Annotated in this window: 15 protein-coding genes and 1 pseudogene; 7 read left to right on the top strand and 9 right to left on the bottom strand. The window is 68.5% G+C overall.

Annotated features, from left to right (window positions below):
• A pseudogene (locus tag ABDW35_RS15135) lies at positions 1 to 347 on the bottom strand (hypothetical protein); the annotation flags it as partial.
• Between the two features lie 231 nt (positions 348 to 578).
• Here ABDW35_RS15135 and ABDW35_RS15130 point away from each other — a divergent pair.
• Positions 579 to 1544, top strand: a complete 966-nt coding sequence (locus ABDW35_RS15130; RefSeq protein ID WP_343714709.1) for a hypothetical protein — start codon at positions 579 to 581, stop codon at positions 1542 to 1544.
• Positions 1545 to 1627: 83 nt separating this feature from the next.
• Here the strand turns inward: ABDW35_RS15130 and ABDW35_RS15125 are convergent, their stop codons facing one another.
• Entirely contained in the window at positions 1628 to 1930 is a 303-nt protein-coding gene (locus ABDW35_RS15125) for a hypothetical protein (RefSeq protein ID WP_343714708.1), read from the bottom strand.
• Between the two features lie 351 nt (positions 1931 to 2281).
• Here ABDW35_RS15125 and ABDW35_RS15120 point away from each other — a divergent pair, with 351 nt between their 5' ends.
• On the top strand, positions 2282 to 3193 hold the full coding sequence (locus ABDW35_RS15120) for a dihydrodipicolinate synthase family protein (RefSeq protein WP_343714707.1): 912 nt from the start codon (positions 2282 to 2284) through the stop codon (positions 3191 to 3193).
• Positions 3194 to 3342: 149 nt separating this feature from the next.
• Here the strand turns inward: ABDW35_RS15120 and ABDW35_RS15115 are convergent, their stop codons facing one another.
• From ABDW35_RS15115 to ABDW35_RS15100, 4 genes are all read right to left on the bottom strand, one after another.
• Positions 3343 to 4437, bottom strand: a complete 1095-nt coding sequence (locus ABDW35_RS15115) for an ABC transporter ATP-binding protein (RefSeq protein ID WP_343714706.1) — start codon at positions 4435 to 4437, stop codon at positions 3343 to 3345.
• Between the two features lie 57 nt (positions 4438 to 4494).
• Positions 4495 to 5286, bottom strand: coding sequence for an ABC transporter permease (locus ABDW35_RS15110; RefSeq protein ID WP_343714705.1), 792 nt, complete (start codon positions 5284 to 5286; stop codon positions 4495 to 4497).
• On the bottom strand, positions 5283 to 6188 hold the full coding sequence (locus tag ABDW35_RS15105) for an ABC transporter permease subunit (RefSeq protein WP_343714704.1): 906 nt from the start codon (positions 6186 to 6188) through the stop codon (positions 5283 to 5285). The genes ABDW35_RS15110 and ABDW35_RS15105 overlap by 4 nt, the downstream gene beginning before the upstream one ends.
• Before the next feature lie 113 nt (positions 6189 to 6301).
• Positions 6302 to 7405: an ABC transporter substrate-binding protein gene (locus ABDW35_RS15100; protein ID WP_343714703.1), complete on the bottom strand. Its 1104-nt coding sequence runs from the start codon at positions 7403 to 7405 to the stop codon at positions 6302 to 6304.
• Between the two features lie 461 nt (positions 7406 to 7866).
• On the opposite strand from ABDW35_RS15100, the gene ABDW35_RS15095 reads away from it, so the two are divergent.
• Entirely contained in the window at positions 7867 to 8331 is a 465-nt protein-coding gene (locus tag ABDW35_RS15095) for a RidA family protein (protein ID WP_343714702.1), read from the top strand.
• A gap of 144 nt (positions 8332 to 8475) precedes the next feature.
• On the top strand, positions 8476 to 9237 hold the full coding sequence (locus tag ABDW35_RS15090; RefSeq protein WP_343714701.1) for an RNA methyltransferase: 762 nt from the start codon (positions 8476 to 8478) through the stop codon (positions 9235 to 9237).
• A gap of 164 nt (positions 9238 to 9401) precedes the next feature.
• On the opposite strand, the gene ABDW35_RS15085 is transcribed toward ABDW35_RS15090, so the two are convergent.
• Together ABDW35_RS15085 and ABDW35_RS15080 are read right to left on the bottom strand one after the other, a co-directional pair.
• The gene (locus ABDW35_RS15085; protein WP_343714700.1) at positions 9402 to 9926 is read right to left on the bottom strand and encodes an N-acetyltransferase; all 525 of its coding nucleotides are present in this window, start codon (positions 9924 to 9926) and stop codon (positions 9402 to 9404) included.
• Positions 9927 to 9952: 26 nt separating this feature from the next.
• Complete coding sequence (locus ABDW35_RS15080) at positions 9953 to 11083, bottom strand: type III PLP-dependent enzyme (RefSeq protein ID WP_343714699.1); 1131 nt, start codon at positions 11081 to 11083, stop codon at positions 9953 to 9955.
• Positions 11084 to 11596: 513 nt separating this feature from the next.
• On the opposite strand from ABDW35_RS15080, the gene ABDW35_RS15075 reads away from it, so the two are divergent.
• Together ABDW35_RS15075 and ABDW35_RS15070 are read left to right on the top strand one after the other, a co-directional pair.
• Positions 11597 to 13708, top strand: coding sequence for a PBP1A family penicillin-binding protein (locus ABDW35_RS15075; RefSeq protein ID WP_343714698.1), 2112 nt, complete (start codon positions 11597 to 11599; stop codon positions 13706 to 13708).
• Between the two features lie 425 nt (positions 13709 to 14133).
• Complete coding sequence (locus tag ABDW35_RS15070) at positions 14134 to 14502, top strand: hypothetical protein (RefSeq protein ID WP_343714697.1); 369 nt, start codon at positions 14134 to 14136, stop codon at positions 14500 to 14502.
• A gap of 178 nt (positions 14503 to 14680) precedes the next feature.
• Here the strand turns inward: ABDW35_RS15070 and ABDW35_RS15065 are convergent, their stop codons facing one another.
• Positions 14681 to 15379, bottom strand: a complete 699-nt coding sequence (locus tag ABDW35_RS15065; protein WP_343714696.1) for a GNAT family N-acetyltransferase — start codon at positions 15377 to 15379, stop codon at positions 14681 to 14683.
• Between the two features lie 817 nt (positions 15380 to 16196).
• Between ABDW35_RS15065 and ABDW35_RS15060 the strand changes: the two genes are divergently transcribed.
• A partial coding sequence (locus ABDW35_RS15060) for a PBSX family phage terminase large subunit (protein WP_343714695.1) occupies positions 16197 to 16825 on the top strand: 629 nt, incomplete at its 3' end.

Raw genomic sequence — 16825 nt, 5'->3', positions numbered from 1 at the left:
TCGCGGTCGCGCAGCAGCAGCCGGTGATAGCCGGCCCGGTCGACCGGCGCCAGCCAGCTGCGCCCGTCATCGCCGGGATAGACGGTGACGTCGATCCGCTCGCCGGAGTCGAAGACCAGTGCGGCGGCGCCGGTGCCGGCCGCCGGAGGCAGGGGGATCGCCTGGCCGGCCGTGCCGGTGACCAACGGCGGCACCGCGGCCGTCTCACCATTCACGCCGATCAGGGCCAGCAGCCGCTCCAGCGTCTCGGGCGCCACGCTGCGGGTCCGGCCGCTGACGTCGGTCCATTCGGGCGCAATGTCGGCCCGGCGGGCCCGGTCGCGCAGGGCGTCGTCCACGAGATCCAATGCAAGACCCTTCCGCTCGGCCGCGCCGGGAGCGGCACGCCCGCGATGATATGGGGCGGGACCGGCGGCGGGAAAGCCGCTCGCGCCGCATTCCCGATCGGCCGGAATTCGCTGCGATAAGCAACCCCCGAGAGTAGAGGGATTGTTGTCCTATGCCGGCGTCCCCGACAGTTCCCGGGCCGGTGCATCGCCATCGGGGCGAAGCCGGCCGATTTCGGGGGAGTGCGAGCGATGAGACGATGCGCATGGGCGCTGGCCGCCGTGCTGGCTGCCGGCCCTCTGGCCGCGGCCGCCCAGACCTGCCGCGGCGATGCGGCCAGGCCGATCCCGGTCACCGGCGTTGCCGGCAGCCTGCAGAATCCATGCCTGTCGCCGGACGGGACGGCGCTGGCCTTCACCAACTTCAAGCGCCGCTACAACCAGGGCGGCGCCATCGTCTGGACGGTGCCGGCCGCCGGCGGCGCCCCGACCCGGGCGCTCAGCCCCCGCGCCGGAGCGCAGAGCGTCAACCTGCCGGGCCAGTGCTGGAGCGCGGCGGGCAATGCCGTGGTCTATTCCTCGGATGTCGTGGACCGCGACGAGATCTATATCGTTCCGGCCGCCGCTGGCGCGGCGAGGCGGCTGACCAACCGGCCGGGCTTGCTGGCCTGGGAGCCGTCGATCTCGCCGGTGCTGGCCGACCGCAGCCAGTGGATCGTATTCGAGTCGCACAGCGAGGCGAACCCGGACGGCGCCGGCGAGCTGTGGAAGATGAAGATCGACGGCAGCGGCCTGGTCCGGCTGACCCGGGGCGCCGACGACCGGCAGCCGCAATGGTCGCCGCGCGGCGACAAGATCGCCTTCCAGCGCCAGGTCAAGCCCGACCAGTGGGATGTGATGACGATCGATGCCGCCGGCGGCAATCTACTCAACGTCACCAAGGCCCCGTCCCGCGGCAACACCGACCCGTCCTGGTCGCCGAGCGGCGCCTGGATCGTCTACTCGGCCGGAGGGGCCGGGCTGGCCAACGCCAATCTGTTCGTGATCCCGGCAACGGGTGGCACGCCGGTGCGGCTGACGGTCAATTGCGGCTATGACGGCGCGCCCGGCTGGTCGGCCGATGGCCGGACCATCGCCTTCGAATCGGCGCCTTACGATCCGGACAGCCGGGGCAGCACCACGCTGTGGGCCATCGCGGCCCCGGCCGGAATGCGGTAGCCCAAAACACAAGTGGCCTCCCCCGTCGCCGGAGGAGGCCACAGAACTCGGTCAGAAGATCCCGGACCGCGCGGGGCCGGGGATCAGGCCAGGGTCAGCGACCGCGGCATCATCACGGTGCGGGTGCGGCGACGTTCGACCACCACGGCGCTGCCGGTGTTCGACCGGATGGTCGAGGTGATGCGCAGGGTCGACTTCTTCGCCATCTCGGCGGCCTGGGCCTCGGCGGCGGCGCGGACTTCGTCAATCGACAGGCCGCTCAGCTCGGCGGCGATCTGCAGCCGCTCCTCGAAATCGGCGGTCAGACCCTCGGCGGCATACAGGGCATCGTCAACCGTCGGCAGTTCGCGCTTGGTGACGTAGCGGACATTCTTGACGGCAGGCATTGGAGTGCTCCCGAAAACCTTCACCTGTTGATCCGGATCATTCGACCACGGCCTTGTGTCGGAAGGCCGGACAAATGCCCGTAAAATGTGGTGCAAAGAGGGCGGAGCGGCGCCCCGATCGGGGCTGTCGTCACGTCTCCCTGCATTCGATAAGTATGATCATACTCTTTCGCACTGCAACATAGATCTGCAGGAAATGCTGCGGTGCAATGTCGCCAGCGAAGGGCTCGCCTCGCTCGGGTTGGGGCGGAGGCGGTCGCCTGGCGGATTTTGTCGACAAATTAAATACAGAAGATATGCTGGGGAACGCCGCAAACCAAAGAGCGGCCGATCACAAAGGGATGCGAGACGATGGCGGGGCAGCGCTGGGCCGGGGTCTACACGGCGATCACCACCAAGATGGATGCGGCGCAGGAGGTCGACCTGGCCGGGGTGCGCGCGGATGTCGCGTTCCAGATCGAGAACGGGGTCGACGGCATCATCTGCTGCGGCTCGATCGGCGAGGCCAGCACCCTGACCGCCGACGAAAAGATGGCGATCGCCGGCGCGTCCAAGGAGGCGGCGGGCGGCCACCCGGTGCTGCTGACCGTGGCCGAGGATTCGACCCGGGCCGCGGTCAAGCTGGCGGAGCGGGCGGCGGCGGCCGGGATGGACGGGCTGATGCTGCTGCCGGCGATGCGCTACGTCTCCGACCGGCGCGAGACCATCCAGCATTTCCGCACCGTGGCGCAGGCGACCGGCCTGCCGATCATGGTCTACAACAACCCGATCGCCTATGCGGTCGACATCACGCCGGAAATGTTCGCCGAGATGGCGGACGAGAAGAACTTCGTCGCGATCAAGGAATCCTCGGGCGACGTCCGCCGCATCACCGACATCATGAACACGGTGGGCGACCGCTACGACATCTTCACCGGGGTCGACGACCTGGCGCTGGAAAGCCTGATGCTGGGCGCGGTCGGCTGGGTCGCCGGCCTGGTCTGCGCCTTCCCGCGCGAGACGGTGGCGATCCACAAGCTGGTCGCGGCCGGGCGGATCCCGGAGGCGCTGGAGATCTATCGCTGGTTCATGCCGCTGCTGCATCTCGACGTGTCGCTGCGCTTCGTCCAGAACGTCAAGCTGGCCGAGGCGATTGTGCGCGGCACCTCCACCACCGTGCGCCAGCCGCGGCTGGAGCTGCAGGGGGCTGAGCGCGACCGGGTCGAGACCATCGTCCGCACCGCCCTGGCGAAGCGGCCGGACCTCAGCAAGTACGGGGTCTGACTCTCGGAGGCCGTTCGAGACTGCGCTGGCGTGAGTCGGCCGACGGTGATTTCGAGAACCAGAGTGCAGCGCACATTTGGTGCGCGGGCGCCGGAAGCTTCGAGTGCGCCGTCAGACGGCCGCGCCAGGTGCAGTATCGGGCCGCCGCCTCAGCCGTGCTCGCCCTCCAGCACCAGCACATCGTCGCGGCCGAAGGTGATGGTGACCGGCTGGCCGCGCTCGGGCGGGGAGACGCTGGGGCTGTTGAAGGTGTCGAGCGAGACCGTAGCCTCCTGGAACCGCACCCGGACGCGCACCACGGCGCCGAGGAAGTTCACATCCTCGATCGTGCCCTGCATGCGGTTGCGGCCGGGGCCCTGGTCCTCGGCCGAGCCGGCCAGGGTGATCGCCTCCGGCCGCAGCGCGATGGAGCGGATCTCGCCGTCCTTGGCGTCGCTGACGCCGCGGGCCGCCAGGATGTCCTGGCCGTCGACGCGGATGCGCTGGCCGGCGGCGTCGACCACCTGGCCGCGCAGCATGTTCAGCGTGCCGACGAAGGAGGCGACGAAGCGGGTGCGCGGATAGTTGTAGATCTCGAACGGCGTGCCGACCTGCTCGGCATAGCCCTCGTTCATCACCACGATCCGGTCCGACATCGACAGGGCTTCTTCCTGGTCGTGCGTGACGAAGATGGTGGTGATGCCCAGGTCGCGCTGCAGCGCCTTGATCTCGCTGCGCAGCGACACGCGGATCTTGGCGTCCAGCGCCGACAGCGGCTCGTCCAGCAGCAGCACCTTCGGCTGGTTGGCCAGGGCGCGGGCCAGGGCGACGCGCTGCTGCTGCCCGCCGGACAGCTGGTAGGGGAAGCGCTCGGCCAGATGCGGCAGCTTGATCAGCTCCAGCATCTCCTTGACCCGGCGGTCGATGTCGGCGGCCGGCTTCTTCGCCACCCGCAGACCGAAGGCGACGTTGTCGGCTACGGTCATGTTCGGGAACAGCGCATAGGCCTGGAACACCATGCCGACATTGCGCTGGTTCGGCCGCAGGCGGGTGACGTCGCGGCCGTCGATGCGGATGGCCCCCGCGGTCGGGATCTCGAAGCCGGCAACCATGCGCAGCGTCGTGGTCTTGCCGCAGCCGGAGGGCCCGAGGAAGGAGATGAACTCGCCGCGCTTCACCCCGAGGTCGAAATTGTGGACCACGGTGTTCTGGCCGTAGCTCTTGCGCAGGCCGCTGATATCAAGAAAGTCGGTCGCCGTGTCCATCACATCACCTGGCTTCTGGCGCCCGTCCGGCGCGGTCGAATGCGGTCAAGAGGCAGGTCATCGCGTCGCCGGGGAGGCGCCGCGGCGGCCGCGGCCGAATAGCTGCAGCAGGCCCATGCAGGCCCAGGTGACGACGAAGGCGATGATCGCCAGCGCCGCCGGCTCATAGGCGCGGTTGGCGCCGACCAGCTGAAGATAGGGGCCGAAGGCAGGCCGGTTCAGCAGGCTGGCGAAGGTGAACTCGCCGATGACGATGGCGAAGGTCAGGAAGGCGCCGCTCAGCACCGCCGAACGGACATTCGGCAGAATCACCCGGAACAGGATGCGGGCGCGGCCGGCGCCCAGGCTCTCCGCCGCCTCGGTCAGGGTGCGGACGTCGATCGACTGCAGCCCGGTGTCGACCGCCCGGTACATGTAGGGCAGCGCCAGGGTGACATAGCCGAAGGTCAGCAGCAGGTCGGTGCCGCGCTCGCTGCCCAGCAGCGGCAGCCAGGACGAGGTGTTGAACATCTGGACATAGCCGAACACCAGCACGATTGCCGGGATCACCAGCGGCAGCAGGGTGATGAACTCGATGATCGGGCGCAGCCGCGGCAGGCGCAGCCGCACCCAGTAGGCGGTCGGCACTACCAGCAGTACGCCGACCAGGATGGTCGCCAGTGCCAGAATGCAGGAATAGAGGAAGCTGGCCTGGAAGCCCGGGTCGGCCAGCACGATGCGATAGGCGTCGAAGCTGTATTCGCCGCGGCGCATGCGCAGCGAGAACTCCAGCGTGCCGATCAGCGGCACGATGAAGTACAGCGTGCCGATGATGAGCGCGATCCAGGCGCCGATGCGGCTCTGCTTCATCGCAGCCACCGTTCGCTGCGGGCGCGCAGCACCATGTAGAGGCCGTTGGACAGGCCGGTGATCAGGATCATGCCGAGTGCCAGGGCATAGCCCAGATTGGGGTTGTGCAGAACGTCGCCGCGGATCTGGGCGTAGAGCAGGATCGGCACGATGTTCAGCGAGCTGCCGGTCAGCGCATAGGCCGTGGCGATGGCGCCGAAGGCGTTGGCGAACAGCAGCAGCGTGGTGCCGACGATCGAGGGCCACAGCACCGGCAGGGCGATCATGCGCCAGTATTGCCCGGTGGTGGCGCCGAGGATCGACGACGCCTCTCGCCACTCCTTCTTCAGCCCGTCCAGCGCCGGCGCCAGGATCAGCACCATCAGCGGGATCTGGAAATAGAGATAGGTCAGGGTCAGGCCCCAGAAGCTCAGCAGGTTGAAGCCGGTCTGGTACAGCCGGAAGCCGAGGACGGGGGCGAGGTAGGTGTCGAACAGGATCGTCACCAGGCCGAGCCGGCCCAGTGTCGAGATGAAGGCGAAGGCCAGCGGCACGCCGGCGAAGTTCGAGGCGACCCCGCAGAAGGTCATCAGCGTCGGGCGGATCCAGCCCGGCAGGCCGCCCATCACCACGGCATAGGCCAGAAAGAAGCCGATCAGCGCGCCCAGCAGGGCCGAGGCGGCGCTGACCCGGATCGAGATCCAGTACGCATCGACGATCGACTGCTGGAAGAGGTCGCCGATGTTCTTGAGAGTGAAGGACCCGTCCGGCGTCTGGAAGCTGCCGATCAGCAGGGTGACGGTCGGCAGGACCAGGAACAGGAGGGCGAACAGGAAGAAGGGCGCCACCCCAAGCCAAGCCCAGGAGAGCTTGCCGGGCTTGGCCGGCGCGGCGAGGGGGGCTGCGATGGAGGCCTGGGTCATCGGCGCCTGCTGGTGGAGACCTGCCGCGAGGCGGGAAGGCGCAAGAGGCCGCGCCGTCCCCCGGGCCCAGCGTAGGGCAGGGAGCGGTGCGGCCTCAAGCGCATCGCGTCGGGTTACTTGACGTTAGCGCCGACCACGGAGTCCCACTGCTTGGTGATGATCTCCTTGGCCTTGTTCTGGTCGTCCAGGCTCGGGAACACCGCCGCGGCATAGGCCTCGGCCGGCGGCAGGGCCTTCAGCAGGTCGTCGGGGATCTTCTTGGTGTCGGCCAGGTTCTGGAACCGGATCGGGTGGCAATAGCCCTTCAGGTAGCCGATCTGGCCTTCATCCGAATACAGGTGCTCCATCCACAGCTTGGCGGCGTTTGGATGCGGCGCGAAGGCGCTGATCGCCTGGACATAGACGCCGGCGACGACGCCCGACTTCGGCACCACCACCTCGATCTGCGGGTTGCCCTTCAGCGTGTCGCGGTCGCCGAGGGCGTTGTAGTCCCAGCGGATCACGATCGGGGTGGCGCCCTGGGCGACCGAGGCGGCCTTGCCGATGGTCGGCACGAAGTTGCCGGCCTTGTTCAGCTCGCCGAAGAACTTCAGCCCGGCCTCGGCGGCCTTGGCGGCGTCCTTCTCGGTCGACAGGCCGGCAGCCAGCACGGCCAGGATCGCCTGGTTCGAGGTGCGCGGGTCGCCGGCCAGTGCGACGGAGTTGGCGTAATCGGAGGCCAGCAGGTCCTTCCAGTCGGCCGGGATCTTGCTGACGATGTCCTTGTTCACCTCGAAGGCCAGCACGCCGTAATAGTCGCCGTACCAGTAGCCCTCCGGGTCCTTGGCGCTGGCCGGGATGCTGTCCCAAGTCGACACCTTGTAGGGCGCCAGCAGGCCCTCGGCCTTGGCCGACGGGCCGAAGGACAGGCCAACGTCGATGACGTCGGGTGCTTGGGGCCCTTTATTTCCGCGGTTGGCCTTGATCGCCTCGACCTCGTCGCCCGAGCCGGCGTCGGGGTTCAGCTCGTTGACCTTCAGGCCGTACTTGGCCTTGAAGCTGTCGATGACGCCGCCATAGCCGCACCAGTCATGGGGCAGGGCGATGGTGGTCAGCTCGCCCTCCGCCTTCGCCGCGGCGATCAGCTCGGCCGACGGCTCGGCCATCGCGCTGGTGGCGGCGGAGGCGGCGAGCGCCAGCGCCGAGATCGACAGCACGGAAGTCCACGTCGCCTTCATGTCACAAACCCCCGATGTTCATGTGTCTGTTTTGCGGATTTTAACAAAATCCCTGACTCCGAAGTCCAGAGCCCGGTCAAATTCCGGCTCCGGCGCGGATGCGGCGGGACTGTGTTGCGGTGCGCAATCCTTGTCAAGGAGAGACCCGATAAATTCTCGGTAAATCGGCCCGGCCCGGCCGAAATACAGATCGATCGCCGTGCCATGACATGGCGGCTGCCACACTATTGTAGCCTGACTGTAATAATAACGTCATGAAACCATGACGCCGTCAACGACTCCCTGCTGGGCCTGTGTCCGGCCTTGGGACAAGAGTGACTCAGGGGAAAGCGGTATTCTGTTCCGGCTGCGGCATGATCCGTCGCGCTTCGGCCGGAGCGGGTCGGGCCCGGGCTTCCGCCGCCGGGCCGTGCTGGCTATGGTGCGGCCTTCGAGTCACCAGAGCGAACGGGAACCGACCCATGGCAGGAAGCATCGAGGCGCGGCTGAAGGAGAAGGGCGTCACCCTTCCGAACGTCGCGGCGCCGGCGGCGAACTACGTCCCCTCCGTGATCTCGGGGAACATGCTGTACATCTCCGGCCAGGTGCCCTTCGTCGACGGCAAGATCAGCCACACCGGCAAGCTCGGCGCCGAGTTCAAGGTCGAGGACGGCTACGCCTGCGCCCGGATCTGCGCCATCAACATCCTGGCCGCCGCCAAGGCGGCGCTGGGCGACCTCGACCGCGTGGTCCGGGTGGTGAAGCTGGGCGGCTTCGTCAACTCGACGCCGGACTTCACCGACCAGCCGAAGGTGGTCAACGGCGCGTCGGACCTGATGGCCGAGGCCTTCGGCGACGCCGGCAAGCACGCCCGCGCCGCGGTCGGCGTGGCCCAGCTGCCGCTCGGCTGCGCCGTCGAGGTCGAGGCGGTGTTCGAGATCAGGTAGGGCCCGGACGGCCTCCTTTTCTGTCATTGCCGGGCTTGACCCGGCAATCCAGAGAGCGTCGACATCCTCTGGATGCCCGGGTCAAGCCCGGGCATGACAGTGAGAGGAAGGGCGGAGGGCGAAGCGCCTCCCCAGAGGCGAGGAATGGCCGAGCGCATCATCGAGAGCCTGGACAACCCGCGCGCCAAGCTGTGGGCGGCGCTGCTGGAGAGCCGCGGGCTGCGCAGGCACCGCCGCTTCCTCCTGGCGGGGCGCAAGACGGTGGGCGAGGCGCTGGCCGCGCATCCCGGCCGCTTCGAATCGCTGCTGCTGCCGCCGGGCGCCGAGGACCTGCCGGCCGCGCCGCCCGGCCTGGAGCGCATCCGCCTCGGCCGTGCCCTGTTCGACCGGCTCGACGTCTCGGGCACCGGCCTGCCGATCCTGGTCGGGGTGGTGCCGGAGATGCCGGCGATCGACCTGGCGCAACCGCCCGAGGGGCTGGAGCTGGTCTGCGCCCTCGGCGACCCGAGCAATCTCGGCGCCCTGCTGCGCAGCGCCGCCGCCTTCGCCGTGTCGCGGGTGATCCTGCTGGCCGACGCGGCGCATCCGTTCCACCCGAAATGCCTGCGCGCCGCGTCGAACGCGCAATTCGCGCTGGAGCTGCGGCGCGGCCCGGCCTGGTCCGGCCTAGCCGGGGCGGCGGGGCCGCTCCTGGCGCTGGACGGCCAGGGCGAGGACCTGTCCGGCTTCGCCTGGCCGCGCGACCTGCGTCTGGTGCTGGGCGAGGAGGGGCTGGGCCTGCCGTCGGGCCTGGAGCTGCGCCGCCTGGCGATCCCGACCACCGGCGCGGTCGAATCGCTCAACGCCACCGTCGCCGCCAGCCTGGCGCTGTACGGGCATTATGCGGCGATGCGGACGGAGAGATAAGGACAGGCCGGAGCCGCCCCCTCACCCGAAATCGCTCCGCGATTTCGACCTCTCCCCAAGGAGAGGTGTATGGAGCGTTGGCCTTGTTTCCCCTCTCCTCGGGGAGAGGGAGGGGCCCGCCGCGTTGGCGGCGGGAGGGTGAGGGGGAGAGCCGCCGTCGACCGTCAGGCGACCGCCGCCGTCTCGTAGCGCACCGGCATCCCGTCGGCGCGGCCGATCATGCCACGGGCGTTGGCCAGCGCGCCCGGCACCAGCTCGAGGCCCAGCAGCCGGTCGTAGTCGACCGGCCCCGGCAGCATCAGGCCGAGGGTCAGGTCGCGGCGGAAGCCGAAGCGGCGGTAATAGGGCTCGTCGCCGACCAGGATCACGCTCTGGTGGCCGAAGGCGGCGGCGCGCGACAGGCCGGCCCGCATCAGCCGGGAGCCGACGCCGGTCGAGCGCAGCCCCTCGGCCACCGCGAGCGGGCCCAGCAGGATGGTCTCGCCGACGCCGTCGACATGGATCGGCCAGAAGCGCAGCGTGCCCACCAGCTCGCCATCCTCCAGCGCCACCAGGCCGAGCTCGTTGTTCGGCCGCACCCCGTCGCGCAGCCGGTAGACGGTCTTGCCGAAGCGCCCCTCGCCGAAGCAGTCGACGACAAGGCTCCCGATGGCGGCCGCGTGGCGCGGCCGCTCCCGCATGATGTCCATGACCCGAATCCCCACCGTTCAGGGTTTCAGATGTAATAGGCCTTGAGGGGGGCGAAGCCGTTGAAGGCGACCGCCGAATAGGTCGTCGTGTAGGCGCCGGTGCCGTGGATCAGCACCTTGTCGCCGATCGCGAGCGAAACCGGCATCGGGTAGGGCGTCTTCTCGTACAGCACGTCGGCGCTGTCGCAGGTCGGGCCGGCCAGGATGGCGGGCTCGGATGCATCGCCGTCATGGATGGTGCTGATCGGGTAGCGGATCGCCTCGTCCATCGTCTCGGCCAGGCCGCCGAACTTGCCGATGTCGAGATACACCCAGCGGGTGTTGTCGTTCGCCGACTTGTTCGAGATCAGCACCACCTCGGTCTGGATCACGCCGGCATTGCCGACCATGCCGCGGCCCGGCTCGATGATGGTCTCGGGCAGGCGGTTGCCGAAATGGTTGCGCAGGCTGGCGTCGATGGCGCGGCCATAGGCCTCCGCCGTCGGCACCTCCTTCAGGTACTTGGTCGGGAAGCCGCCGCCGAGATTGACCATCTTCAGCTCGATGCCCTTGGCCGCCAGGTCGCGGAAGATGCCCGCCGCCGACTCCAGCGCCTGGTCCCAGGCGCCGGTGTCGCGCTGCTGCGACCCGACATGGAAGGACACGCCATAGGCGTCCAGGCCCAGGCCCGGCGCCATCGCCAGCAGCTCGCGCGCCATGCTCGGCTCGCAGCCGAACTTGCGCGACAGCGGCCATTCGGCGCCCTCGCCCGAGGTCAGGATGCGGCAGAACACGCGGCTGCCCGGCGCGACCTCGGCGATCTTGCGCAGCTCCGCCTCGCTGTCGAAGGCGAACAGGCGCACGCCCAGGGCATAGGCGGTGGCGATGTCGACCCGCTTCTTGATGGTGTTGCCGAAGGACACGCGGTCCGGCGTCGCGCCGGCGGCCAGGGCGTCGCGGATCTCGACGACGCTGGCGGTGTCGAAGCATGAGCCCATCGCGGCCAGCAGCGACAGGATCTCCGGCGCCGGGTTCGCCTTCACCGCGTAGAAGATGCGGCTGTCGGGCATGGCGGCGGCCAGGGCCTGATAGTTGCCGGCGACCACGTCGAGATCCAGCACGAGGCACGGGGTCTCGGGACGTCGCTCTTCCAGGAAGGAGGCAATCTTGGTGTTCATGGGGACTGATCCCTCACGGCAAGCCAGTTCAAACCAAACCGTTGCCTGAGGCGCCCGCCTCTGCTCACCGGCGACGAAACCCGGCGGCACATGCGGATCCGGGATTGCAGAGACGAATTTACGGGACGACGCCATGGGCGACACCCGGTAAACCATCCAGACAATCACGGAAGAGGAACCCTCTCCGCACCTGCAACCGAAAAACTTCTCTTCAACCCAGCCGGCCGAAGCCGGACAGACCGAGGAGACGCGTGACGTCGTTGCTGTGCCCACCTGGGTCGGTGATTGGTCGACCGGGTGGGCCGGGGCACGTGCGAATACGTTCCGAGAGGTCAAATACGGTCGGTGCCCCCCTGATGCAAGTGAAATTTTGTTGTCGGGAAATTTACCCCGTCACCGCGGCGCAACAGCCTCGACCGATTCCTGAATTCCGCCGTATTCCGGCTTGATATTGCGGGATTCTCGCGAGATAAGTTCAGCATTATGCCGACCCGCTCCCCCGGTAGACCAGCCTTGCGCGCCACCGGTGGCCGCTCCCGGACCAGCGCGTCCGGCGCCAAGTCCCCGCCGCGTCGCTCCAAATCGCCGCCGAAATCGACTCAGAAGCCGCGCAAGTCCCCGGGCCGCCGCCACTGGCTGTGGGGCGTCGCCAAATGGGGCGCGGTGCTGTCGATCTGGGGCGTGATCGCGCTGGGCGTCGTCGTCGCCTATTTCGCCTATGACCTGCCCGACATCCGCCAAGTGGCGATGCCGGAGCGTCGGACGGCCATCACCGTGGTGGCGTCGGACGGCGGCCAGATCGCCCGCTACGGCGACATGACCGGCGACATGGTCCAGGCCTCGGCCCTGCCGAAGCACCTGACCCAGGCGGTGATGGCGATCGAGGACCGCCGCTTCTACCACCATTACGGCATCGACCCGATCGGCGTGGCCCGGGCGCTGTGGGTGAACTACCGGGCCGGCCGCGCCGTGCAGGGCGGCTCCACCATCACCCAGCAGGCCGCCAAGAACCTGTTCCTGACGCCGGAGCGGACGGTCCGCCGCAAGATCCAGGAGGCGATCCTGGCGGTGTGGCTGGAGATGAACTTCTCCAAGGACCAGATCCTCACCGCCTATCTCAACCGGGTCTATTTCGGCTCCGGCACCTACGGCATCGACGCCGCGGCCCGGGCCTATTTCGGCGTGCCGGCCACCGATGTGAACCTGGAGCAGGCGGCGATCCTGGCCGGCCTGCTGAAGGCGCCGTCGCGCTACTCGCCGGACCGGGACCCGGAGGCGGCGCGGCAGCGCGCCGACGTGGTGCTGGCGGCGATGGTCGATGCCGGCTTCATCACCGACAAGCAGCTGCAGGCGGCCGACGAGCAGCCGCCGGTGCCGCCGCGCCGGCCGGGCGGCGGCTCGGGCAGCCGCTACTTCGCCGACTGGATCGCCGACCAGGTGCCGGACTTCGCCAACACCGCGGCCCCGGCCCTGACGGTGCAGACCACGCTGGTGCCGTCGCTGCAGCGCGCCGCCGAAAGCATCGTCGACGCGCGGATGGCGGAGGATGGCGGCAAGGTCGGCGCCAGCCAGGCGGCGCTGGTGGCGATGCGGCCGGACGGGGCGGTGGTGGCCATGGTCGGCGGCCGCGGCTACAGCCAGAGCCAGTTCAACCGCGCGGTCACGGCGCAGCGCCAGCCCGGCTCCTCCTTCAAGATGTTCGCCTATCTGGCGGCGGTGGAGCAGGGGCTGACGCCGGACAGCCTGGTGCTGGACGCGCCGATCACGATCAAGAACTGGTCGCCCGGCAATTATGACGGCAAGTTCCATGGCGAGGTGACGGCGCGCGAGGCGCTGGCCAAATCCTACAACACCGCCGCGGTGCGCATGCTGCAGCGCTCCGGCATCGACAAGACCATCGGCCTGGCCCGGCGCCTGGGCATCAACTCGCCGCTGCGGCCGGAGCTGTCGCTGGCGCTGGGCACCAGCGAGGTCAACCTGCTGGAGCTGACGGCCGCCTATGCCGCGCTGGCCAACAGCGGCAACGGCGTCTGGCCCTACGGCGTCGACCGCATCACCGGCGCGCCGGGCACCGACCCGATCTACACCCGCTACGGCGGCGGCCCGGGCGAGGCGGTGCTGCCCTGGCATGTCGAGGCGATCAACCGCATGCTGGCCGCCACCATGACCATCGGCACCGGCCGCAGCGCCCGGCTGGACCGGCCCTCGGCGGGCAAGAGCGGCACCAGCCAGGGATACCGCGACGCCTGGTTCATCGGCTTCACCGCGGATTACGTGGTCGGCGTCTGGGTCGGCAATGACGACGGCACGCCGATGGACAAGGTGACCGGCGGCAGCCTGCCGGCCAAGATCTGGCACGACTTCATGGTCGAGGCTGAGCGCGGCCGGCCGGTCAAGCCGCTGCTGGGCGTCGACGACTCGCTGCCGGCGGCGGTGGCCACGGCCGGGTCGGGCACCGGCGCCCCCGCCACGGCGGCGACGATCGCCCCGACCGCCGCGCCCACGGGCGCGCCGAAGGTGCTGGTGCCGCCAACGGCGGTCACGGCGCCCACGGTGCAGCCGGCGAAGCAGGAGCTGGACCAGGGCGGCCTGGAAGGCCTGATCGGCAGCCTGGGGAACGGGTGAGGGGCGGCGCCGCTGCTGCCATAGCGCCATTTCGGAATCCTAAAGACGTCATTGCGAGCGCAGCGAAGCAATCCAGGGGCCGGTGCGCACCGGCCCCTGGATTGCTTCGTCGGCTTCGCCTCCTCGCAATGACGCTGAGGAGTAGGTGTTGGAAACCGGTGACAGTGCACTTTTGGTACATTAATTCGGTGACAGTGCACTTTTAGGCTCGGGCATTCGTGCACTGTCACCGAATTGACGCCTGGGGCGGCTAGCAAGATCTGGACTAGTTGGGCGGGTTCGCTGCTGGAACGGCAATAAAGATCGATGATTTTTCCGCGAATTTTAGCAACGCGGATGTTAGGATTCTTTGTTGCCATAAGGACCAGAGTCATTGTATTGGTGCATCGTAAATTTTTTAATTCTCACTTGATAGGAGTTTGAAGATGGCTTCCGCCAAAATTTATACTGAGCCGCAGCAGCTGAAGAACAAGGCTACCTCTCGGGAAGAGTTCTTCGCCTCCAAGAAACCAGGAGAAAAGATCTCTGGCGATGACCTTTATTGGATTCTGCAGCGCTGCGCGCAGGAAGGGTCCAGCGAAGACGATTTCATCAATCGCGTGGAGTCACTGCTGGATCAGCAACTCGGCGAGAACAATTACGTCTTGGGCATCTCACTGAATGACGGCAGCTCCGGCGGGCGTATCGACGCCCATGGGAATAAACTTCCCAGCACCCTGTTCTGGGGTGGTGCCGCCGGGGTTCTCGGGGGATGCGTTTCCAAGTGCGGCGTTTCCGTTTTCGTCTTCCAGTAAGATCTATGTGGACCAGCCCCCGTCCTACTCGGACGGGGGCGCATTCCAACGAGACTCGGCATCAATTCGGTGACAGTGCACTTAATGATTGATTGCGATGCCGATCCGGGGCTCGGACGCGTTACTCAGGCGGAATTCGTGCACTGTCACCGAATTCGCCGCGAAGGGCTGGCCGGCATCAGGCGGCTGCCGACAACACCGTCAGGTGGAGCGTCCGGCGCCGGGCGAAGCCGAGCTTCCCATAGAGCGCGATGGCGCTCGCATTGTCGGCGAAGACATGCAGGAACGGCGTCAGTCCCCGGGCCTGGATCCGCCGCGCCAGCCGGATCATGAGCAGGGCGGCAAAGCCCTTGCCGCGGTGGGCGGGATCGACGCAGACGGCGCTGATCTCGACGAAGCGGTCGAACCGCATGCGCTCGCCCGCCATCGCCATGAGCGCGCCGTCGATGCGAAGGCCGATATAGTGGCCGAACTCGATGGTCCGCGGGCCGAAGGGGCCGGGGCGCGTCCGTCCGGTCAGGTCGATCATCTCGGGCACGTCGGCCGCGCCGAGCACGACGTGGCCCGGGCCCGGCGGCTCCTCCGGGGCGGGCCGGTCCAGCACCATCTGGGCGATCGGCGATCGCAGGGCGACGGTCAGCGCGGCGGGCGGCGCCACCGGGTCGGCGGTGACGAGGGCGACCCGCCCGTCGGGCGGTATCAGCGCCGCCAGGGCCGCGAAGGCTCGGTCCGTCCTGTCCGCGATGGCGGCAAAGGGCGCGACCTCGGGCAGGAAGCGCCAGGCCGGCGGGCCGCCTTGGGCAAGGGCCCGGTTGGCCGTCGTCAGGGCCGCCCGGACCGGATCATCCAGCAGGGCCGTTATCCTCGCGTCCGTCATGAGGCGTCGTCCTTGATTCGCCTGCGCTGCCGCTGCCGCGGAAATCCGCTGAGGTGCAAGCTGCGCTCTTTCGATCTTATATGGGCATATGCCCTAATTTCAAGGGCGTGGTCTCGATCGGCCTGGATTCACGAGAGCGGGAGGCGGCCATGGAGCCGTGACGGGCCGGGGAGCTGATCTTCCTTCATGTTCCTGTTTTGTTCTTGACGCGAAGTCCCGTCGAACCGCATAATCCAGGCAGAGTCGAAGAGTTGCGCCCGTCCGGCCCCCGCCGCGGCGGGCGTTTTCGTGGGAGGGCGGCATGGAGGATGGCGTCGCATGGGCCGTGGAGGTCGAGCCCAGGGAACGGTTGTTCGCCAGGTGATTCACGTGGCATGGCAACGGCAGGCTCGCCGTCCTCGAGGTCGGCTACGCGAAAGCCAGCTCCTGCTCCCGCGCGTCCCGCCTGCTGGCCAGGGCCGAGATCCTGGTCGCCTGCTTCGAGGCGGTCGAGTTGCGGCGAAGGCTGGGAATTCCCCCGCGTCCCGAGGTGCGGCGCAAGCTGACCGACCTGGCCGAGCGCGCCCTTGGCCGCCGCCGCACCACCCGCCGCTCCATCGCCGCCACGCCCGGCCTGGAGCAGGCCTTCGGGGAGTTTCGCCGCCATCACGGGATCGACGGCTGGGAGCCGGGTGGAGAGGCCGGGGCAACCCCCTCACCCTCCCAAGCCCATGGCTTGGGCCCCTCCCTCTCCCCTGGGGAGAGGGAAGGCGCGGCGGGCTCCGTCATCCCTCTCCTCGGGGAGAGGGAGGGGCCCGGCGGCGGAGCCGACGGGAGGGTGAGGGGGAGTGCGGCCTCGCCGGAGGGTCTCGTCCCGCAGACGACGCTCGTCCCGCGGACGACGCTCGTCCTGCCGCCGCTGAAGCTGCCGCGCAAGTTCAAGGGCCTGGCGAAGCCGTCGCGCTACAAGGCCGTGCATGGCGGCCGCGGCTCCGGCAAGTCGCATGTCTTCGCCGAGCTGCTGGTGCGGCGCTGCTTCGAGACGCCGACCCGGGCGGTGTGCATCCGCGAGGTGCAGCGCTCGCTCGACCAGTCGGTCAAGCGGCTGCTGGAGGACAAGATCCGGGCGCTCGGCCTCGGCCCCGCCTTCACCGTCCAGGCCGACCGCATCCTCGGGCCCGGCGGCGGTCGGATCATCTTCCAGGGCATGCAGAACCACACGGCCGAAAGCATCAAGTCGCTTGAGGGCTACGACATCGCCTGGGTGGAGGAGGCGCAGTCCCTGTCCCGGCGCAGCCTCGACCTCTTGCGCCCGACCATCCGCAAGCCGGGGTCGGAGCTGTGGTTCTCCTGGAACCCGACCCGGCCGGAGGACCCGGTGGACCAGCTGTTCCGCGTCGGCCGGGCGCCGCCGCGCACCACCCTGATCCAGGCCAACTGGACCGCCAACCCGCATTTCCCCAAGGT

This window comes from Inquilinus sp. (assembly GCF_039594555.1).
GTDB lineage: Bacteria > Pseudomonadota > Alphaproteobacteria > DSM-16000 > Inquilinaceae > Inquilinus.
This window is presented reverse-complemented; position numbering and strand designations above follow the sequence as displayed.

Bases quoted from the DNA above. Each gene is read 5' to 3' on its own strand.
- ABDW35_RS15130 (WP_343714709.1), top strand. From the start codon at position 579: ATGAGACGATGCGCATGGGCGCTGGCCGCCGTGCTGGCTGCCGGCCCT.
- ABDW35_RS15125 (WP_343714708.1), bottom strand. From the start codon at position 1,930: ATGCCTGCCGTCAAGAATGTCCGCTACGTCACCAAGCGCGAACTGCCG.
- ABDW35_RS15120 (WP_343714707.1), top strand. From the start codon at position 2,282: ATGGCGGGGCAGCGCTGGGCCGGGGTCTACACGGCGATCACCACCAAG.
- ABDW35_RS15115 (WP_343714706.1), bottom strand. From the start codon at position 4,437: ATGGACACGGCGACCGACTTTCTTGATATCAGCGGCCTGCGCAAGAGC.
- ABDW35_RS15110 (WP_343714705.1), bottom strand. From the start codon at position 5,286: ATGAAGCAGAGCCGCATCGGCGCCTGGATCGCGCTCATCATCGGCACG.
- ABDW35_RS15105 (WP_343714704.1), bottom strand. From the start codon at position 6,188: ATGACCCAGGCCTCCATCGCAGCCCCCCTCGCCGCGCCGGCCAAGCCC.
- ABDW35_RS15100 (WP_343714703.1), bottom strand. From the start codon at position 7,405: ATGAAGGCGACGTGGACTTCCGTGCTGTCGATCTCGGCGCTGGCGCTC.
- ABDW35_RS15095 (WP_343714702.1), top strand. From the start codon at position 7,867: ATGGCAGGAAGCATCGAGGCGCGGCTGAAGGAGAAGGGCGTCACCCTT.
- ABDW35_RS15090 (WP_343714701.1), top strand. From the start codon at position 8,476: ATGGCCGAGCGCATCATCGAGAGCCTGGACAACCCGCGCGCCAAGCTG.
- ABDW35_RS15085 (WP_343714700.1), bottom strand. From the start codon at position 9,926: ATGGACATCATGCGGGAGCGGCCGCGCCACGCGGCCGCCATCGGGAGC.
- ABDW35_RS15080 (WP_343714699.1), bottom strand. From the start codon at position 11,083: ATGAACACCAAGATTGCCTCCTTCCTGGAAGAGCGACGTCCCGAGACC.
- ABDW35_RS15070 (WP_343714697.1), top strand. From the start codon at position 14,134: ATGGCTTCCGCCAAAATTTATACTGAGCCGCAGCAGCTGAAGAACAAG.
- ABDW35_RS15065 (WP_343714696.1), bottom strand. From the start codon at position 15,379: ATGACGGACGCGAGGATAACGGCCCTGCTGGATGATCCGGTCCGGGCG.